This window comes from Enterobacter cloacae complex sp. P38RS (assembly GCF_014930775.1).
GTDB classification, from domain to species: Bacteria; Pseudomonadota; Gammaproteobacteria; order Enterobacterales; family Enterobacteriaceae; genus Enterobacter; species Enterobacter bugandensis.
Window position 1 is genome coordinate 142,450 of the sequence record NZ_JADBRS010000007.1, and the last position, 18,027, is coordinate 160,476.

General features: G+C 58.8%; 13 protein-coding genes. 9 read left to right on the plus strand and 4 right to left on the minus strand.

The window, feature by feature from the left end; translation table 11 throughout:
• Positions 1 to 2: 2 nt before the first annotated feature.
• Positions 3 to 1,220, minus strand: a complete 1,218-nt coding sequence (gene opgC / locus IM303_RS11795) for an OpgC domain-containing protein (RefSeq protein WP_193359956.1) — start codon at positions 1,218 to 1,220, stop codon at positions 3 to 5.
• Between the two features lie 280 nt (positions 1,221 to 1,500).
• Here opgC and IM303_RS11800 point away from each other — a divergent pair, with 280 nt between their 5' ends.
• The 9 genes from IM303_RS11800 to IM303_RS11840 all read left to right on the plus strand — a co-directional run bounded on the left by IM303_RS11800 (position 1,501) and on the right by IM303_RS11840 (position 14,510).
• The gene (locus IM303_RS11800) at positions 1,501 to 3,318 is read left to right on the plus strand and encodes a glycosyltransferase (RefSeq protein ID WP_028013198.1); all 1,818 of its coding nucleotides are present in this window, start codon (positions 1,501 to 1,503) and stop codon (positions 3,316 to 3,318) included.
• Complete coding sequence (locus IM303_RS11805) at positions 3,315 to 4,634, plus strand: DUF3131 domain-containing protein (RefSeq protein WP_193359957.1); 1,320 nt, start codon at positions 3,315 to 3,317, stop codon at positions 4,632 to 4,634. The genes IM303_RS11800 and IM303_RS11805 overlap by 4 nt, the downstream gene beginning before the upstream one ends.
• The gene (locus tag IM303_RS11810) at positions 4,631 to 6,178 is read left to right on the plus strand and encodes a DUF3131 domain-containing protein (protein ID WP_045630442.1); all 1,548 of its coding nucleotides are present in this window, start codon (positions 4,631 to 4,633) and stop codon (positions 6,176 to 6,178) included. Before IM303_RS11805 ends, IM303_RS11810 begins: the two co-directional genes overlap by 4 nt.
• On the plus strand, positions 6,163 to 7,557 hold the full coding sequence (locus tag IM303_RS11815) for a DUF3131 domain-containing protein (protein WP_041909922.1): 1,395 nt from the start codon (positions 6,163 to 6,165) through the stop codon (positions 7,555 to 7,557). Before IM303_RS11810 ends, IM303_RS11815 begins: the two co-directional genes overlap by 16 nt.
• On the plus strand, positions 7,554 to 7,979 hold the full coding sequence (locus tag IM303_RS11820) for a hypothetical protein (RefSeq protein ID WP_028013202.1): 426 nt from the start codon (positions 7,554 to 7,556) through the stop codon (positions 7,977 to 7,979). The genes IM303_RS11815 and IM303_RS11820 overlap by 4 nt, the downstream gene beginning before the upstream one ends.
• Positions 7,980 to 7,990: 11 nt before the next feature.
• Positions 7,991 to 10,657 carry a response regulator gene (locus IM303_RS11825; RefSeq protein ID WP_193359958.1) on the plus strand — a complete coding sequence of 889 codons (2,667 nt, stop codon included), beginning with the start codon at positions 7,991 to 7,993 and terminating at the stop codon, positions 10,655 to 10,657.
• Positions 10,654 to 12,828 (plus strand): glycoside hydrolase family 2 TIM barrel-domain containing protein, encoded by a 2,175-nt coding sequence (locus tag IM303_RS11830; RefSeq protein ID WP_193359959.1) that lies wholly within the window; start codon positions 10,654 to 10,656, stop codon positions 12,826 to 12,828. The genes IM303_RS11825 and IM303_RS11830 overlap by 4 nt, the downstream gene beginning before the upstream one ends.
• 94 nt (positions 12,829 to 12,922) lie before the next feature.
• Positions 12,923 to 13,210, plus strand: a complete 288-nt coding sequence (locus IM303_RS11835; protein ID WP_041909918.1) for a VF530 family DNA-binding protein — start codon at positions 12,923 to 12,925, stop codon at positions 13,208 to 13,210.
• A 7-nt stretch (positions 13,211 to 13,217) separates the two neighbouring features.
• Entirely contained in the window at positions 13,218 to 14,510 is a 1,293-nt protein-coding gene (locus tag IM303_RS11840) for a glycoside hydrolase family 10 protein (protein ID WP_028013206.1), read from the plus strand.
• A 40-nt stretch (positions 14,511 to 14,550) separates the two neighbouring features.
• Here IM303_RS11840 and dsbG read toward each other — a convergent pair whose 3' ends face one another.
• The 3 genes from dsbG to IM303_RS11855 are packed head-to-tail and all read right to left on the minus strand — an operon-like array spanning position 14,551 to position 17,993.
• The gene (gene dsbG / locus IM303_RS11845) at positions 14,551 to 15,309 is read right to left on the minus strand and encodes a thiol:disulfide interchange protein DsbG (protein WP_193030687.1); all 759 of its coding nucleotides are present in this window, start codon (positions 15,307 to 15,309) and stop codon (positions 14,551 to 14,553) included.
• A gap of 41 nt (positions 15,310 to 15,350) precedes the next feature.
• Positions 15,351 to 15,962, minus strand: coding sequence for a DsbA family protein (locus tag IM303_RS11850; protein WP_041909914.1), 612 nt, complete (start codon positions 15,960 to 15,962; stop codon positions 15,351 to 15,353).
• 6 nt (positions 15,963 to 15,968) lie between these two features.
• On the minus strand, positions 15,969 to 17,993 hold the full coding sequence (locus IM303_RS11855) for a protein-disulfide reductase DsbD (RefSeq protein WP_193359960.1): 2,025 nt from the start codon (positions 17,991 to 17,993) through the stop codon (positions 15,969 to 15,971).
• Positions 17,994 to 18,027 lie beyond the last annotated feature (34 nt).

Here is an 18,027-nt window from a genome sequence, read left to right on the forward strand (position 1 = left end):
CCTTAGTTAGGTATCCAGCGTGCGCCGACGTCGTATTTTGCCATCAGCCACAAAATACCCAGTGCCGCCGCATGCACTAACGTGTTCTCTATCCAGGCGTGACGCCATAAATCGAAGGTGATGAACTGACTCACCAGCAGCACCACGTACACATGCAAAATAAAGGTATAGAGCGAGTGCTGCCCTAGCGGGATCAGGAACCATCCCAGCAGGCGGTTGAGCGGCGTCCAGCAATACGTCAGCACCAGATAGACGGTGACCATCAGGGCGATATCATTCAATACCCGCACCGGGCCCAGCCCATTCTTCGCCGCCCAGGTGTGATAAAACGAATTGAAGCTGTCAGGCGGGATGACGTGCATCAGCAGCGCGGGCGGCATAAACGGGTTGGTATGGTTCTGGGCGACAAATCCCAGCACCAGCGACACCATGACCAGCGCCACCACCACCCCTTTCCCCGGGGGCGTCCGGGCGAACGAGAGCAGTTCGGCTTTATACCAGCCGCTGGCCATGCCCAGCACAAAGATGAACTGCCAGGCGAGCAGCGGGAAGGCAAATTCGAATTCCGACGGCGTCAGCCGGAGCGGCCACCGCTGCCACAGGCTGTACACCAGCAGCGACAGCCCTAACAGCCACCAGACTTTTCCTTTCTGCAGCATCCCTAAAAATAGCGGGCTGAGTAGCAGCAAAAAGATATAGAGTCCGAGAATTTGCGTCTGGTGGGGGCCGATCTGCAAATAGAGAATAATATTGAACCAGGTCTCTTTAATTTGCGGCGTCACAGGATAAAGCGACCAGCTTTGACCCGAAAAGCGGTCGGTAAAATGGGTGACCTCGAAAACGTTAATATGTGGGATATAGGCCAGCAGAATAAACGACACTATGATAATGATATTTACGCGATATATTTTCCATGCCCTGAGATAAAGCCCCCAGGAAACCGTGAGCAAAACCATTTTTTGCAGACGCGCGCGATTCAGCATTCCCAGCATAAACCCGGAGAGAATGACAAAGCCTTCTGCACCTGTTGTTAACCCAAAACGCTCCCAGGAGAATATATTAAATATCGACATCACCTCCGTATGCGCCACGACCATCATGACGAGGGCAATGCCGCGCATAAAGTCAATTCTCAGGTCACGGGCACCTGCAACGACATACCTCCATGTCATTGATTTAGCGTCATCTTCTTGCGAAATAGACGGCGCAGCATGGCTCATAGGGTGTCCTTTGCCTGAAAACGAAAATTAAGGTCTAAATAAACTAGATAGTCTAAAGGAATAGTAACTGCAATTTATCACCGGCATATGAAATATATTAAGCAGAATTAAATCCAAATTAACCACTGCTACATATTAATAAAAACGACGCTGGACACTTTTATTCGGCGTTCTACACTTATCTTAAATCTTGTTTACTCGCTATTTTCTTTCGCTTTTGGGCAACTGTCTGCGCAGCAGAATGGGTCTGCATTTTCACGGAATCAGGAACGCCGGAACTATGGATTTTTATTTTTCCCGTTTTGAACATCGTCGTCCTCCGGAACCGTTAACAACACCGCGTTGGGTCATGATGACCTGGCAGGTATTAGCGGTCGCGGCGCTTATTCTGGGTGCAAATTATATTTACTGGCGCTGGACCGCCTCCCTGAATACTGACGCACTATGGTATGCCATACCGCTGGTCCTCGCCGAAACGCTGGCGTGGATAGGGACCGTGCTGTTTACCATCAACTTATGGAAAGAACAGGATCCCCCCCAGTGTCCGCCCCCCGGCGAAATCAACGAATGCCTGTTTCCGGAAGAGGCCGTAGAACCTCGTCCTGTTAAAGTGGATTTGTTCATTGCCACCTACTCGGAAGACACCGAGCTGGTCAGGCTGTCCATTCGCGACGCCCTGAAGATGGCCTACCCGTACCCGATTGACTACCGGATCCACGTGCTTGATGACGGCCGCCGCCCGGAGATGAAAGCCGTCTGCGACGAGGAAGGCGTTAACTATATCAGCCGCCAGACCAACATCGGCTTTAAGGCCGGCAACCTGCGCAACGGTCTTGAGCAAACCGACGGTGATTTCATTGTTATCTGCGACGCCGATACCCGCGTATTTCCCACCCTTCTCAGCCATACGCTGGGCTATTTTCGCGATCCGGACGTGGCCTGGGTGCAGACGCCGCAGTGGTTCTTCGACCTTCCGGAAGGAGAAAATCTGTCACGCTGGGGCCAGCGAAAAGCCGGAAAAGTGGGCTACGGTCTGGGCTGGCTGATTCAAAAGTGTGTTGGCCCGGTGACCGTAGGCCGCGACCCGTTTTTTAACGATCCGCGCATGTTCTATGACGTGATCCTGCGGCGGCGCAACTGGGCGAACGCGGCTTTCTGCTGCGGCGCGGCCTCCATCCACCGGCGCGAGGCGGTCATGCAGGCCGCGCTGAGAAGCTACGTCTGGTCCGTCGAAGAGGAGATCCATCGCCACACCCGCGACATCCGCGATGAAGAAACCCGCGAAGCGCTGCAGGAGGCGATGCGCCCGCACGTGGCGTTTGACACCGAGCTCACCCCCTACAAATTTCACGTCTCGGAAGATATTTACACCTCGGTGCTGCTGCACGGTGACGCCGCGCGACGCTGGCGCTCGGTCATGCATCCGCGGGTGGAGTCGAAGATGCTCTCTCCGCAGGATATGCTGACCTGGATGATCCAGCGCTTTAAATACGCCGCCGGCTCGCTGGATATTTTGTTCCATGACAATATCTTCAGCCGTCGCCGCTTCCGGCTTTCCCTCCCCCAGACGCTAATGTATGCCACCACCTTCTGGTCTTACATGGCCTGCGTGTGGAACACGGTATTTTTGATTTCGCCTATTATCTATCTGTTCACCGGCATTCCGCCGGTATCCGCATGGTCGACGCCGTTCTATCTCCACTTTCTCCCCTTTTTTATCTTCTCTGAACTGGCGTTTATGTTCGGGACATGGGGGATCTCGGCCTGGGACGGCAGGGCCTCTTACCTCTCCTTCTTTTCCATGAACCTGCGCGCGCTCAATACCGTGCTGCGGGGCGAGCAGATCAAATTTCACGTCACGCCAAAAGAGCGGCAGACGGGCCGTTTTCTCTACCTGGTGAAGCCGCAGATTGCCATTGTGGTGCTGACCCTCGCAGGGCTTATCTGGGGCGGTATTCAGGTGGCGCGTGGACAGGTGGACGACCCCTCCGGCTACGTCATCAATATTTTCTGGGGAGGGGTGAACATCGCCGCCATGCTGCCGCTGATTTTCGCGGCCATGTGGACGCCCGCCGAAGAGGATGAGGTCACCCAATGAGGATACGTGATGCCCTGCTGCCCGCGCGCAGCTACCTCACCATTTTGCTCGGGTTCCTGCTCGGCTTTGCCATTGTGGTCTGGGTGGAGAAACAGCTGCCCACGCGCGTGGAAAGCAGCGGCGGCATCGCGCTCAGCAAAGACTTCCCGCCGCTGCCTGCGAAACGCGCCCTGACCTATGACGAAGCCATCTGGGCGCGGGTCGCCTGGCAATACTACGTAAATAATACCCAGCCAAACGGGCTGGCGAATGCCAGCGACGGTGAACCCTGGCTGAGCCTCTGGAGCGTCGGAAGCTACCTGTTTGCGACCGCTGCCGCAGAGCAGCTCAACATTATTTCCGCCGATGAGTTCGACGAGAGGATCGGTACGGCCCTGTTCGCGCTGGGGCAGCTGCCGCTCAACGAGCGAGGCCTCCCAGCTGCGTATTACCATGCCGACACCCTGAAAATCCTCGGCAAACCCGACGCCTCGGCAATTGGGCTGAGCCGCCTGCTGACGGCGCTTCAGACCCTCCTGTGGCGCTATCCTCAGCACGCGGCGGCTATCCACGATCTCTTCAGCCTCTGGAACACCGGCGCTCTGATTGAACATAACGTTCAAAGCCAGGCGGCCGTGCCGCTCCATAACTGGACGCTGACCGATGACGAACAGCGGGACAGCTTTGGCTACCGTCTCTATGCCAGCCATACGCTGCGCCTGATTGACAGCGCGGCAGGCCTCGCGGTAACCAACCCGCCTGAAGGGCAAAAGATGATCGATCTGGACGGCGTGATGGTGCCGGATGAAGGGCTACGCACGCCCTGGGGCAAGCAAACCTCCCTGATCAGTCTCCCCTACCTGTTAACCGGCCTTGAACTGGGCTTTGACGCGCAGAGCGCTGAGATTGCGTGGCGGATTATGCAGATCCAGCAGCGACGTCATAGCCTGCGCAGCCCAAAACCCCCTGTCAGCACGGATTACGCCGAACCGGCGCCGGATTACGTCAACGATCTGCCGGACAGGCAGCCGGTACAGGCGCGCAACCTGCGCGACGAGGTGCCGGAGAAAGTGGCGATAACCTCCACCCGCACCGCGTTTGCCTGGTATGCCCTGTTCCGCAACAGCTGGAGCGAAGCGCTGCGCCAGCAGGTTCTGCCGCTTCAGGTACCGGGTAAAGGCTGGCAGCGCGGGTTAAATCTCAACAACAGCGTCAATGCCGTCGTGGACGCCGATACCAATGCCATTGTGCTGGAAAGTCTGTCTTACATCGCGCATGGTCAGATGCTCTGTCTGGCCTGCCTCTACACTTCCCCCTCAGCAGGAGCAACGCCATGAAGCCACGATCCCCGATCCTTTTCCACCTGCTCACGGGAATAACGATCTGCTGGCTGGCGTTATCGACCGTGCGTGCGGACACCGAGCTTCCTGCATCAGGTTACTCCCCGCGCAGCGGCGAGCTGACGGCCCGAGAGATGACCATCGCGAAAAACGCCTGGCAGTATTTCGTCACCAACTATCAGCCCACGACGGGCCTGGTGAATGCGGTCAACAAATTTCCCTCCACCACCATGTGGGACAGCGCCTCCTATCTGGCCGCCCTGACGGCGGCGCGCGAGCTCGGGATCATTGATAAAGCGGAATTTGACCGCCGGATGCTGAAATTTCTCGCCACGTTAAACACCCTGGTACTGTTCCGCAACGAGCTGCCCAACAAGGCCTATAACACCATCAGCGCCCAGAAGGTGGACTACACCAACAAGCCCGGCGAAATTGGCTTCTCGGCGCTGGATATCGGGCGAATGCTGGTCTGGCTGAAAATCGTCAAAGAGCGCTATCCGGAATACGGCAACAGCATTGATAACGTGGTGCTCGGCTGGGATTTCAGCCACGCGATCGACCCCTGCGGCACGCTGTACGGGGCCTATCTCGAGAACGGCCAGCCGAAGTACGTTCAGGAAGGTCGGCTGGGCTATGAAGAGTACGGCGCGGCCGGGTTCCAGCTTTGGGGGTTTAATACCTGTAAAGCCAGCCGTCCGCAGCCTTACGAGCTGGCCGAAATCTACTGCGTGCTTGTCCCGTACGATACGCGCGACCCGCGCAACACGTCGCAGCATAACTACGTGGTGACGGAATCCTACCTGCTCTACGGGCTGGAGTTCGGCTTTGATAAACCGACCGACCGGGATAACGCCCCGCGCGACTACTCCCTGACGTGGATGAAAAACTTTGCTGACCGCGTTTATCAGGCTCAGGAGAACCGCTATACCATTACCGGCGTCCTCACCGCGCGCTCCGAGCACCAGCTCGATAAGGCCCCTTACTTCGTCTATGACACCGTCTTCAGCGACGGATACAACTGGAACACCATTACCGATAAAGGCCAGTTCGTCCCCAACGCTGCCGCGATATCGCTGAAGGCGGCGCTGGGCATGTGGGTGCTGTGGAACTCCCCCTATACCGACCGCCTGCTGAATACCATTGAGAATGCCAACGAAGAGGGAAAAGGCTACTACGAAGGGCTGTATGAAAACGGTGACGGCCCGATCAAAGAGTTCACCGCGAACAATAACGGCATCATGCTGGAAGCCCTGCTGTTCAAGAAAGAGGGAAAACTGCTGGCCTTCAACACCGACAACCCAAAGAGCAAGGATTTTGCCCCGTCGCTGTGGGATCGCAAGCTGCTCGATCAGTTTGAAGAGAACAACGCGCTGCGCAGCCGTCCGTTCCTTAGCAGCACACCGGCCATAAAAAGCTGGTGCGACCGGACGGGCGTCACGCAGCGTACCAAACCCGCCTGTCAGGCCTGTCAGTGCGCGTCATGCAGCGTGGACGAGCCCGTTAAACTGCCTCCGGTGACTGCGCAATGCTTAAAACCTTAGCCAGAGGGCTCGCGGGATTACTCCTTGCAGGCGGGGTCATCTTTGCCCTGTTTGGCCATCAGGGCGCAGGCTGGCGCTGGCTAATCCACGGCGGCTGGCACTCCAGCGCGCGTATCGCCGCCCTGACGCCGGAAGAGCAGACGTGGGCGACGATCGCCTGGCGCTATTTCGTCAATAATACCCAGCCGCAAACGGGCCTGGTCAACGGGAGCGACAAACAGCCCCGCGTCACGCTCTGGCAAATGGGCGATACGCTTATCGCCCTGCTGGCGGCAAAAGAGCTGGGACTGATTGAGGACGCCGAGTATGACGCTCGCTTAACACGTCTCATGGGCACCCTTAACCGCCTAATGCTGACCGATGCCCGAACGCCGGGTCGACTCTATTCCAGCCAGACGGCGACGCCAGTCGACTTTAGCGGCAAGCCCAGCAAAAACGGCTGGTCCGCGCGCGACATGGCGCGTCTGATGCTCGCCCTGCGCCTTACCGCAGAGCGGGAGCCGCAGTACAGCGAATACCTGGATAAAATTATCCTGCGCTGGAATTTCTGCCCGGTCATCGATAGCGAAGGCGAGCTATGGTCCTCTTCCCTGCAAAACGGTCAGCCGGTCGTGCGGGAGGAACTGCGGCTGGGCGAAAGTGAATATGCCGCGACGGCGTTTCAGCTGTGGGGATTTTCCCCGGATAAAGCGTTTACGCCCCCGGCGCACCACGTCATCATCGCCCAGCGGCGTCTGGCCGTCGATGCCCGCGATCCGCGCACCACGTGGCAGCCCTCTCTGATTACCACCCTTCCCTATATGCTGCCGGGCCTGGAGTTTGGCTGGGAGCCAGAAGGCGTTGCGGCCGATCTGCAACAGCGTCTGCGCAAGCAGGCCGAAAACGTCTGGCTGAGCCAGAAGACCCGCTGGGAGACCGATAAAATCCTGACGGCCAGGGCAGATTTCACGCTCTCTCAGGCGCCCTGGCATATCCAGGATACCGTCTGGGGAAATGGCTATGCCTGGAACTCTGTCGGAGACGATGGCCGGGACTACACCCGTTTCGCGCAGGTATCGACCAAAGCGGTTTTTGCCCTGTGGGCACTGTGGGACACCCCGTACACCGACGTGCTGATGACGGTCACCAAACACCTTAACGATCCGCAGAAAGGCTGGTATGAAGGCCGTCAGGAAGCCACGGGCGATACCAACGCTGCCTTAACCCTCTCGACCAACGCCACGGTGCTGGAAGCCCTTTTCTTTAAACACAACGCCGGCCCTCTGTTTGACGTGCGTCGGTCGAAGAAAGAGAGCTACTTCTCACGCCGCCTGGCGGAGCAATACACGCCCATCGGACACTGTCTGCCGGGCGAAAGCACCCTAAGGAGGACGCCGTGAAGTTCTATCGCGATCTGTTTGAATCCAGCCTGAACCGCGTCTTTCCGAATAATGAAAAAACCGCGTTTTTTCAGACGTTCTATGACGCCTTCGTCCATATGTCACCCGAAACCGAGGCGCATTTTTCTCGTCTGCCGGATCGGGAGGGTCAGCAGACCCTGTTTAAAAGCTTCTTCGCCATGCTTGCGGTCGACGGTGCCCTGATTGTCCCTGATTTTCTCGAGCGCCTGGCGCGGGAGCAAAGCGACGACGGCCTCCACCTTCCCCCGCGGTTTTTTGCCCTTTGGCGCGAAGCGATGTTGAACGCGGTGAGCCTGCGCGATCCGCAGTGCGACGATGAGATCCTCACCGCCTGGGCCATGGCGATCGCGCCCGGGCTGGAATACCTTCGCCGACAGGCAGAACTGCACTACCGCGCGTAGGGGGAATCACGATGAGTTCATTCACGTACGATCTTAACGCGCTGCCGGCCGCCGTCATGATTTATGACCGTAATGAATGCCTGCAGGCCTGGAATCACAACGTTGCCCTGTTTTATCCGGTCATAACCCCGTGGCTGACGGTGGGAACCACTCTTGAAGCGCTGGCGGAACGCTTTATCGACGCCGTTTACAACGTCGATCCCGGCCTGCGCCAGACGCTGCGCGAGTCGATCGTGCGCAACTGTCGGCAGGATAAACACTGCGAGGTGCGCCAGGCGGGCCAGCGGCGGATCTTCGTCCAGCATCAGCGGCTTGCGGACGGTGGTATTGTCAGCCTGCACAGCGATGTTACGGAGCTGGATGAAGCGCAGCGCGCGCGCCACCAGCTGCATGACGACTTTCTGCTGACGGCGGAATCCATTCATATCGGGATCTGGGACTGGCAGGTTTCCGGCGACACGCTCCAGGTCAACGATACCCTGCTTGCCATGCTGGGCCAGTCGCGCACACAGTGGCGATATCCGGTGCGTTTTCTCCTCAATCAGGTCCACGAGGACGATCGCGCAGCGCTACGCAAGGCGCTGCACGCTTCGAAGCAGGATCATCGTCCGGTCTTTGAATGTGAAATTCGCGTGCATCACCCTACCGAAGGGCTGCGCTGGATGCTGCTGTCCGGCCAGGTGGTTACGCTCTCCATTGAGGGAAACGCAGAGCGCGTTATTGGCACGCTGCAGGATATTACGCGGCGCAAAGAGGCTGAAATTCAGGCGTTCGCCTCGGCCATTGAGGCACAAAAAGCCAATGAGGCAAAAAGCGCGTTTCTGGCGAATATGAGCCATGAAATTCGTACCCCGATGAACGGCATTATTGGCATGACCCAGCTGTGCCTGGATACGTCTCTGAGTGCCGATCAGCGCGACTATCTGACCCTGGTGATGAGCTCTGCCCAGTCTCTGCTGCATATCATCAACGATATTCTCGACTTTTCCCGAATTGAAGCCGGCAAAGTGGAGCTGGAGACGGAACCCGTTCCTGTCCGCCCCTTTATTCAGTCGCTCATTCGTCCGCACATGCCGGGGGCGAGCGAAAAAGGCATCGAGCTGCTGGTTGATATTGCGCCCGACGTTCCCGACGTGCTGCTGGTTGACGGCGCGCGGCTGCGCCAAATCCTGACCAATCTGCTGGGCAACGCGCTGAAATTTACCCATCAGGGAGAAGTTATCCTGGTTGTTGAGCCCGGCGATAGCGCGAATCAATGGCGTTTTCGCGTGCGCGACAGCGGCATTGGCATACCGGCAGATAAGCAGAAGGCTATTTTTGAAGCCTTCAGCCAGGCGGATAACTCAACCACCCGCCGCTATGGCGGTACGGGGCTCGGGCTAACCATCTCGGCAAGACTGGTTGCGGCCATGGGGGGCGAATTAACGGTCTCCAGCGAGCCGGGAAAAGGCAGCGAATTTTCGTTCTCGCTGCCGCTGGCGGAGCAAACCCTTGCGCCCGGAGAGCGCCCACATAGCCAGCGCTTTAACGGTGAACCCGTGCTGGTGGTTGATGATAACGCGACCAACCTGCGGCTGCTGGCCGCGATGCTCAGCCAGATGGGACTGAAACCCACCTGCGTTAACAACGCCAGCGAGGCCATTGACCGGGTTAGAACGGGAACGGCGTGGCCCCTGATCCTGCTGGACGCGCAGATGCCGGATATGGACGGCGTGTCTCTGGCCCTTGAGCTTTCGGTTCTGCCGCAGGTTGCTGAAAGCCATATCATCATGCTGAGCTCCATGAGCCGACATTTTGAAATCAATATGCTGAAGCGGATCGGAATCAAGAACTATCTGCATAAGCCTATCGCCCAGGATGAATTACATCAGGCGATTGCCGCCGCGTTTGAACGTTCGCCAGCACCCGTGGGTGAAAGCACGCCCGCGCCTGTCGCCTCGCCTGCAGCCACGGGACTGCGGATCCTGCTGGCTGAAGATAATCTGGTCAACCAGAAGGTCGCCGCGCGCCTGCTCGAGCGGCTCGGCCATAGCTGTCAGATCGTCGACAATGGCGTCGCGCTGCTTGAACGCTGGCGCGCGGATACGTGGGACGTTTTACTGATCGACCTTCAGATGCCAGAGATGGACGGTGAGACCGCCATTCGCCTGCTTCGTGAAGAAGAGCAGTCCCGGCCCGGACCGCCTCAACCCACCGTCGCCATGACCGCACACGCCATGCAGGGGGATAAAGAGCGCTGCCTGAATATGGGGTTCGACGGCTACATTGCCAAACCCATCAGCCAGGAGCGTCTCGCTGAAGAGATTGCCCGCGTGCGCCAGCACCACGAAGACGCCTCCGGTTTTCCGGATGAAGCACGCCTGCTGAAGCAGTGCGCTGACGATCCCACCCTGGTACAGGAGCTGCTGGCCCTGTTTGGCGAAGGGCTAAATGAAGCAATCAAAACCATTACCCAGGCGATCGACAGCAACGACCGCGAGGCGCTGCGACGCGCGGCCCACAAGCTGCGCGGAGAAGCCGTCACCCTGGACTTCAGCACGCTCGCACAGCAGCTGCAGGTGCTGGAAAGCGACGCGCATACGCTGGATGGGCGCCAGCTTGCGGCCCTGAAAGAAAATCTTCGCCAGGAATCGCTGCGCCTGATGGCGTGGCTCAACGCGCGCGGGGTAAACAAATGAACGCTCGCAACTGCACGCTGCTCGTTGCCCTGTTGACCACCCACGCGGTGGCGAACTCTGCGCCGGTCAGTTGGTCTCTGGCCGGAGAATGGCAGGTTCAGGATGCCAATGACAGCGCACATCCTGCCGCATCAGGCTGGCACCCGCTTCAGGTTCCTGCCAACTGGTACAGCGCCGGGTACGATCATCAGGGCGCGCTGTGGTACAAGCACGCGTTTTCCCTGCCCGTGCAGCCCCCCGACGTGATGAGTACCCTGGTGTTTGACGGCGTCGATTACCTGGCAGAGGTGACCCTGAACGGCCAGCCGCTGGGCAAGCATGAGGGCTACTTTCAGCGCTTTTCGCTGGACGCCAGCCCGGCGTTACAACGTCACAATCGGCTCATTGTCAGGGTAGACAGCCCCTACGAAGATCCGCACAAGATCTGGCCTTTGCATAAAACGGTCATGAAGGGGGTTCTGAATCAGCATGACACGCGTCCCGGTGGCGCCTGGTCGCCGGAAGGACAGGACGCTAACTCGGGCGGCATCTGGGCACCGGTCCGGCTGCACCTTAGCCGGGGCGCCACCCTTGATGAGACCATCCTGCGCCCCGACTGGTCGCAGGGGCTGACTCGCCCGACGCTAAAAGCGGATATTCGCTATCGCGCGCTCGGTCAGGGCCCGGCGACCGTGCGGCTCACTGCCACGCCCGCCAACTTCAGCGGCAGGCCCTATCAGGCTGACTTTCCGGTTACCCTCGAAAGCGGCGCCCATTCCGTGCAGGTGACGCTGCCCATGCCGAAGGCAAAACTGTGGTGGCCCGTCGGTACCGGAAAACCCCACCTGTATACCGTTCGCGTGGCGTTGCGGGATGCAAACGGCTTAATGGACACGGCGGTAACCCGCACCGGGCTGCGCAAAATCGTCGAGCAGCCCGACAATAAGGGCTGGCTCATAAACGACAGGCGCCTTTTTATTAAGGGCAGCAATTACATCGGTTCCCCCTGGCTCGGCACCATGACGCGGAAAAAATACCGACGCGACCTTCGTCTGGTGGAAGCCATGAACGCCAACGCCATACGCGTGCACGGACACGTTGCGGGGCGCGCGCTGTATGACGTGGCCGATGAGATGGGCATGATGATCTGGCAGGATGTTCCGCTGCAGTGGGGCTACAACAACAGTGCGGCTTTCACGGAAAATGCGGTTCGACAGACGCGGGAGATGATCGAACAGTTTGGCAATTCGCCCGCCATCATCGTCTGGGGCGGGCATAACGAACCGCCGTGGAATTCGCCGTGGATGGAAAAACGCTTCCCGGACTGGAATAAAGATCTGAATCGCGAGCTCACGCAAAAGGTGGCGGATACGCTTGCCGAAGATACCTCCCGCATCGTGCACCGCTTCTCCGCCGTTGAGGAGCATTACTGGGCGGGCTGGTACTTTGGCACCGTGCGCGACCTGCTGGCCCCAGCCAAAACGGGGATCATTACCGAGTTCGGCGCGCAGGCGCTTCCCCGCCTGTCAACGCTAAAAACCATCATCCCGGCGGCGTCGCTCTGGCCAAAAACGACCGCCGCCGACGATCCCGGCTGGACCGTCTGGAAATACCATAATTTTCAGCCCTTCCAGACCTTTAAGTTCGCCGGTATTCCGCGCGGGAAGAATATTCAGGCGATGATTCGCAATACCCAGGCGTACCAGTCTCAGCTGGTGGCCACGGCGGCCGAAAGCTATCGCCGACAGCGATACCAGCCGGTGACGGCCCTGTTCCACTTTATGTTTGTGGAAACCTGGCCCTCCATCAACTGGGGCGTGGTGGACTACCTGCGTAAGCCTAAAGCCGGGTTTTACGCGCTCCAGCGCGCGTACCAGCCTGTTTTGCCGTCCATCGAACCGGTCACCGCGCAGTGGCAATCCGGCGCGGCGGCGACCGTGCGCCTCTGGGCCATCAACGACACCTGGAAACCGTGCAGCGAATGCCGCCTGACCTGGCGTATCACCCAGCGCGACAAGGTGCTGGCTAAAGGCACGACGACGATGACGATCGCAGCAGACTCGGGAACGATGGTCAAAACGCTGACGGCTACGCCCGTGGGCCAGGACAACGTGTCGATTCGGTTTACGATTGAAAACAGCGCGGGAAAAATTGTCGGTGAAAATCAGCGCACGGAGTCCGTCATAAAGTGAGCGAGGGGAAAAGGAAAATTGCCGCTTCCCCTGCTTTCTTGTACCCTTTCAGCGTTTACCCCAATCCCCTAAAAATCGAGACATCCGGACGCCTATGACTGCACACATTTCCAAAGATCCTTTACATGGCGTAACGCTGGAGATGATGGTCAACGCCCTGGTGGCGAAGTATGGCTGGAGCGAATTGGGCGACCGCATCAAAATTAACTGTTTCAGAAAAGATCCCAGCGTTAAATCGAGCCTGAAATTCCTGCGCCGCACCCCGTGGGCGCGCGCGGAAGTTGAAGCCCTGTATCTGGACTCCCTCAACGATGAGGAAAGCGCAGAACAGGCGGCGCCCGCCTTTAATCCCTGGGCTAACAGTCGAATTATCAAGAGCTAATACGCAAATGACGCGACACGTAAAACGGATCGGTGCGCTGGCTGCCTGCGCGCTTTTACTTGTAAGCTGCTCCTCAAAACCACCTAAATCACTGGTTACCCCTCTTCCCACCGCCAGCAAACCGACGCAGCAGGCAAACGAGCCGATGCGCGGGGTCTGGCTGGCGACCGTCTCTCGTCTCGACTGGCCGCCGGTGGCCTCGGTGAACGGCCGCAGCGCCGACCAGCGCATCACCATGCAAAAGCAGGCGCTGATCGGCAAGCTCGACAACCTTAAGCGCCTCGGGATTAACACCGTATTTTTCCAGGTGAAGCCGGACAGCACCGCGCTCTGGTCATCAAAAATTCTACCGTGGTCAGATATGCTGACGGGCAACATCGGCGAATATCCGGGTTACGACCCGCTGCAGTTTATGCTGGATGAAGCGCACAAGCGCGGCATGAAGGTTCATGCCTGGTTCAACCCTTACCGCGTGTCGACCAATACTAAGCCCTCAACCATCGCCGCCCTGAACCGGACTTCATATCTGACCCCGTCCAGCGTTTATGTTCAGCACCCGGAATGGGTACGCGTCTCCGGAGATCGTTTTGTTCTCGACCCGGGCATTCCCGAAGTGCGCGACTGGATAACCAAAGTGGTGACCGAAGTGGTGGCAAACTACCCGGTAGACGGCGTGCAGTTTGATGATTACTTTTACGCTGAATCGCCGGGATCCGCGCTCAACGACGCGCAAACCTGGCGGCAGTACGGCCAGGGATTTGCCTCAAAAGCCGACTGGCGCAGACACAATACGCAGCAGCTGATCGTGCAGGTCTCCCGCGCGATCAAGCAGACCAGGCCCAACGTGGAGTTTGGCGTCAGCCCGGCGGGCGTGTGGCGGAACCGCTCCTTTGACCCGGCGGGTTCGGACACGCGCGGCGCCGCGGCCTACGATGAATCCTACGCCGATACGCGTCAGTGGGTGCAGCAGGGCCTGCTGGACTACATTGCCCCGCAGATATACTGGCCCTTCTCCCGGGACGCCGCGCGCTACGACGTGCTGACCAAATGGTGGGCCGACGTCGTCAAGCCGACCCACACCCGCCTGTATATCGGTATCGCGTTTTACAAGGTGGGCGAACCGTCGAAAAATGAGCCGGACTGGACGGTACAGGGCGGCGTTCCGGAGCTAAAAAAACAGCTCGACCTTAACGATTCGCTGCCCAACGTGAACGGCACCATCCTGTTCCGGGAAGATTACCTGAACCAGCCGCAGACCCAGCAGGCGGTGAACTACCTCAAAGGACGCTGGGGTAGCTAAGTGACTATCAGGCAGAAACACCCCGTTTCTGCCTGATTTCTTAAGGCTTCGGCCCGAACATTGCCTCAAGCTGCTGCGCGTCCGGCATACCGACCACCTGCTGCAGTTCGTTTTCCGCATTCAGATAATAAATGGCCGGCGTGGCGTTTGCACCCAGGCTGTCCATCAGCGCCTGGTGTTTCTGCAGGATCGCTACCGTTTCGCGGGAAGCCTCGCCTTCAGGCTTGGGTAATTTTTTACCGCCGGAAAGCTCGTATTCGCGCCAGGCCGAAACCGGATCTTTCGCATTCAGGATCGCAGAGGCGTTGCGCCCGCTGTTGGGGTTAAGAAACGCCACCAGCAGCGTGTTGAGCTGAACCTTGCCCGCCTTCACCCACGGCTGCGCTTCGGCCCAGAACTGCTTGCAGTACGGGCAGAACGGATCGGCGAAGACAAAGACCTTACGCGGGGCGTTATCTGCCCCTTCCTTCAGGGGATGCGCCGCATTGAGGTTTTTCCACATCTCGCGTCCCATCGGAGCGTAGATCTCTTTCTGGAAATAGCCTTCGCTGAGGTTTTTTCCTTTGTCATCGTACAAATAGCCCGAAATAACGTGCTTGCCGTCCGGCGTTAAAAACAGCGTCACGCCCATGTCCTGATATTGCCCCAGCCAGGCCGGTGCGCCGCCGGGGGCATCCAGTTTCTTAATGATTTTGATCTGCTGCTGCTCGCTGAACTGCTTCACCACATCCGGTATGGCATCAGCGGCCTGGGCCAGCCCTGAGGTCGCCAGCGCCGAAAGTAACAGTAATTTTTTCATTTCCCTCTCCGGTTTGTCGGGGGCATTCCGCCCCCTTCAGGTTAGCGGTTTTTCAGTGCGTCACTGACCATTTCGTCGAACTGTTCAAAAGGAACCCAGCCGGGCAGCAGCCCTTCGCCGATAAGCGTGGCGGGCGTGCCCTGAATTCCCATTTTTTCCGCGACGATCAGGCTGCGTTTGATCGACACCATGCTCTCGTCATCCGGCGCGCTGACGCTCACCCCCGCGCGCTTTTGCGCCTCCTGAATGCTGGCGTCATCGTGGTATCCCTTTTTGGCCATCAGGGTATGGTTAAATTTCATAAACTGCTCGGGATGCGCGCGCCAGACGGTTAACGCGTCGCGCGCGGCGGTCAGCGAACTTTCCGAGCGGAAAGGTAAAAACTTAAAGACCACCGCCACATCAGGGTGTTTTTCGACGATCTTCTCCAGGTAAGGATCGAATTTCTTACAGTACGGGCAGTTATAGTCGGTAAACACCACCAGGGTAAGCTTTGGGTTTTTCGCGCCAATACGCGGCGAATCCGGATCGTTAAACAGGAAATCAGCGATCATCTTCTGCGCGCGCTGTTCCTGGTCCGGCGTCAGCGGCTGGGCTGCCATGACCTGAGCCGAGGTCAGCAGGAGCATAAGCGTAATAAAGAATTTTTTCATAATGCATCAGCCTTTTGCGTTGTTCAGGGTGGTGACCAGGGTGCGCTTGTCCAGCAGCGGCGAGAGGATCTCTCCGTCAGGCGTGCCGGGGCCATAGACCTCATTAAAGGGAATGGCGTAGCGGTTTCGCTTCGCGAGAAACTCCGCGATAAGCGCGGAGGGCTGGCTCCAGTCTCCGCGCAGGGCCACCACGTCCGGCTGGCTCAGCGCGGCAATAACGTCCGGCTGACGCAGTACCCGGTGCTCGTTAACTTTGCAGGTCACGCACCAGTCCGCCGAGATATCCACAAACACCCGTTTCCCCTGCGCCAGCGCCTGCTCAATGGCCTCCTCGCTGAGCGGCTGCCACGGGATGGTCTGTGCGACGCTTTGCGTGGTGGCGTCTGACGGTGAGTTGAGCAACCCGCGCAGCTGATACCCGCCGAACACCGACAGCGCGATGACCACGACCCAGAATAACGGCGAGGAGGTTTGCCCCTTCTTCGCGAACAGCGCCAGCGCGATAACGATCAGCACCAGCATCACGACCTGGCTGACCGCCTCGCCGAGATGCAGGCTCAGCAGCGTGACCAGCCAGAGGCTGGAGGCCAGCATCATCAGGCCCAGGATCGTTTTGAGCGTGTTCATCCAGCGGCCGGGTTTTGGCAGCAGCATGGCCGTTTTCGGCACCAGGGCCACAAACAGCCACGGCAGGCTCATGCCCACGCCCAGCATCAGGAAGATCAGCCACAGGGCGTGCAGCGGCGCGCCAAGGGCAAAGGCAACCGCCGTGCCGAGGAACGGCGCGGAGCACGGCGTGGCAAGCAGCGTGGCGAACATCCCTTCGCAGAAGCTGCCGCCAAGCCCTGTGCCCCCTGCCGTTGCCAGCCGCCCGGTGGCGGCAGAAGGGAGCAGCATCTCAAACGCCCCAAACAGGTTCAGCGCAAAGAGGAAGGTCACGGCAACCATCAGGCCGATAAACCACGGGTTCTGGAACTGAATGCCCCACCCCAGCGACGCTCCGGTCAGCTTAAGCGCGGTCACCATCGCGGCCAGCAGCGCAAAGGAGGTGAGGATCCCGGCGCTGGTGGCCAGGAAGCGTAGCCTGATGGCGCGCCTGTCCGATCCCGCCTGCAGGATGCTGTTAAGCTTCATGCCCATTACCGGCAGCACGCAGGGCATCAGGTTCAGGATCAATCCGCCAAGCAGGGCAAAAAGCACCATTTTACCCGTTCCTTCAGGCGCGGAAGACTCTGCGGGCGTTGCCCCAACGGTCATGGTGGTTTGCTGCGCGTTACCGCCATTGGTCAGCACAAACGACAGCCTCTTGCCTTCCAGCGAGGCGGGTTTATCGCCCCATTCGTCGGTCACGGGTACCGTCACCCGAAGCCTGTTGCCGTCGTGCTTAATGGCCGGCTCGCCGGGCAGAATGTCACCCTCCAGCGGGTCAAAGTAGATCCCCGAATTGTCCCACTTCCCGTCCGTCGTGCCGGTAATCACCAGCTTATCGCCAGAGAGCCAGGCGGAGAGATCCGTGGATACGCCAGACGTACCGGGCACGGCGCGCATCGCTTGCTCGAAGGCGCTACTGAAGCCCTCATCCACCGGCTGGGTAAAATCGAGATGCAGCGGGTAGTCCGTCAGCAGGCAGACGTTGCTGCAGGTGGAGAGCGTGAGCGTTCCATTGAGCGCGTCGCTCTTCACCCCGTCGAGAACGATCGGAATCGTGACCTTATCGTGATACCCCTGCGTGGTCATGCCGGAGATATCGAAGCGCGAAGGAACCGGCCAGGACCAGCTATCCGTTACGCCTTCCGGCCAGCTGATTTTTGGCGCGACGCCGCCCTCGCCCGGCGATCGCCAGTAGGTTTTCCAGCCGGGCTTTAGCTCAACGGTGAGCAGGCCTTTAATGTGCGTTTGTTCCCTCTCCGCCTGAAAGCGGATGCGGGCGTGATCGTTTTGTGGGGAGACCTGCCAGCCGGTGTCTGCCGCATGGGCAATGCCGATGCAGGACAGCCACAGGAGGACGAATCCCCTGAAGAGGTTAACCATGTATTACTCCGTGAACAGTGAAAAATTATCGTGT

Excerpts from the sequence above, each read along its gene's own strand:
- opgC (WP_193359956.1), bottom strand. The coding sequence starts at position 1,220 with ATGAGCCATGCTGCGCCGTCTATTTCGCAAGAAGATGACGCTAAATCA.
- IM303_RS11800 (WP_028013198.1), top strand. The coding sequence starts at position 1,501 with ATGGATTTTTATTTTTCCCGTTTTGAACATCGTCGTCCTCCGGAACCG.
- IM303_RS11805 (WP_193359957.1), top strand. The coding sequence starts at position 3,315 with ATGAGGATACGTGATGCCCTGCTGCCCGCGCGCAGCTACCTCACCATT.
- IM303_RS11810 (WP_045630442.1), top strand. The coding sequence starts at position 4,631 with ATGAAGCCACGATCCCCGATCCTTTTCCACCTGCTCACGGGAATAACG.
- IM303_RS11815 (WP_041909922.1), top strand. The coding sequence starts at position 6,163 with ATGCTTAAAACCTTAGCCAGAGGGCTCGCGGGATTACTCCTTGCAGGC.
- IM303_RS11825 (WP_193359958.1), top strand. The coding sequence starts at position 7,991 with ATGAGTTCATTCACGTACGATCTTAACGCGCTGCCGGCCGCCGTCATG.
- IM303_RS11830 (WP_193359959.1), top strand. The coding sequence starts at position 10,654 with ATGAACGCTCGCAACTGCACGCTGCTCGTTGCCCTGTTGACCACCCAC.
- IM303_RS11835 (WP_041909918.1), top strand. The coding sequence starts at position 12,923 with ATGACTGCACACATTTCCAAAGATCCTTTACATGGCGTAACGCTGGAG.
- IM303_RS11840 (WP_028013206.1), top strand. The coding sequence starts at position 13,218 with ATGACGCGACACGTAAAACGGATCGGTGCGCTGGCTGCCTGCGCGCTT.
- dsbG (WP_193030687.1), bottom strand. The coding sequence starts at position 15,309 with ATGAAAAAATTACTGTTACTTTCGGCGCTGGCGACCTCAGGGCTGGCC.
- IM303_RS11850 (WP_041909914.1), bottom strand. The coding sequence starts at position 15,962 with ATGAAAAAATTCTTTATTACGCTTATGCTCCTGCTGACCTCGGCTCAG.
- IM303_RS11855 (WP_193359960.1), bottom strand. The coding sequence starts at position 17,993 with ATGGTTAACCTCTTCAGGGGATTCGTCCTCCTGTGGCTGTCCTGCATC.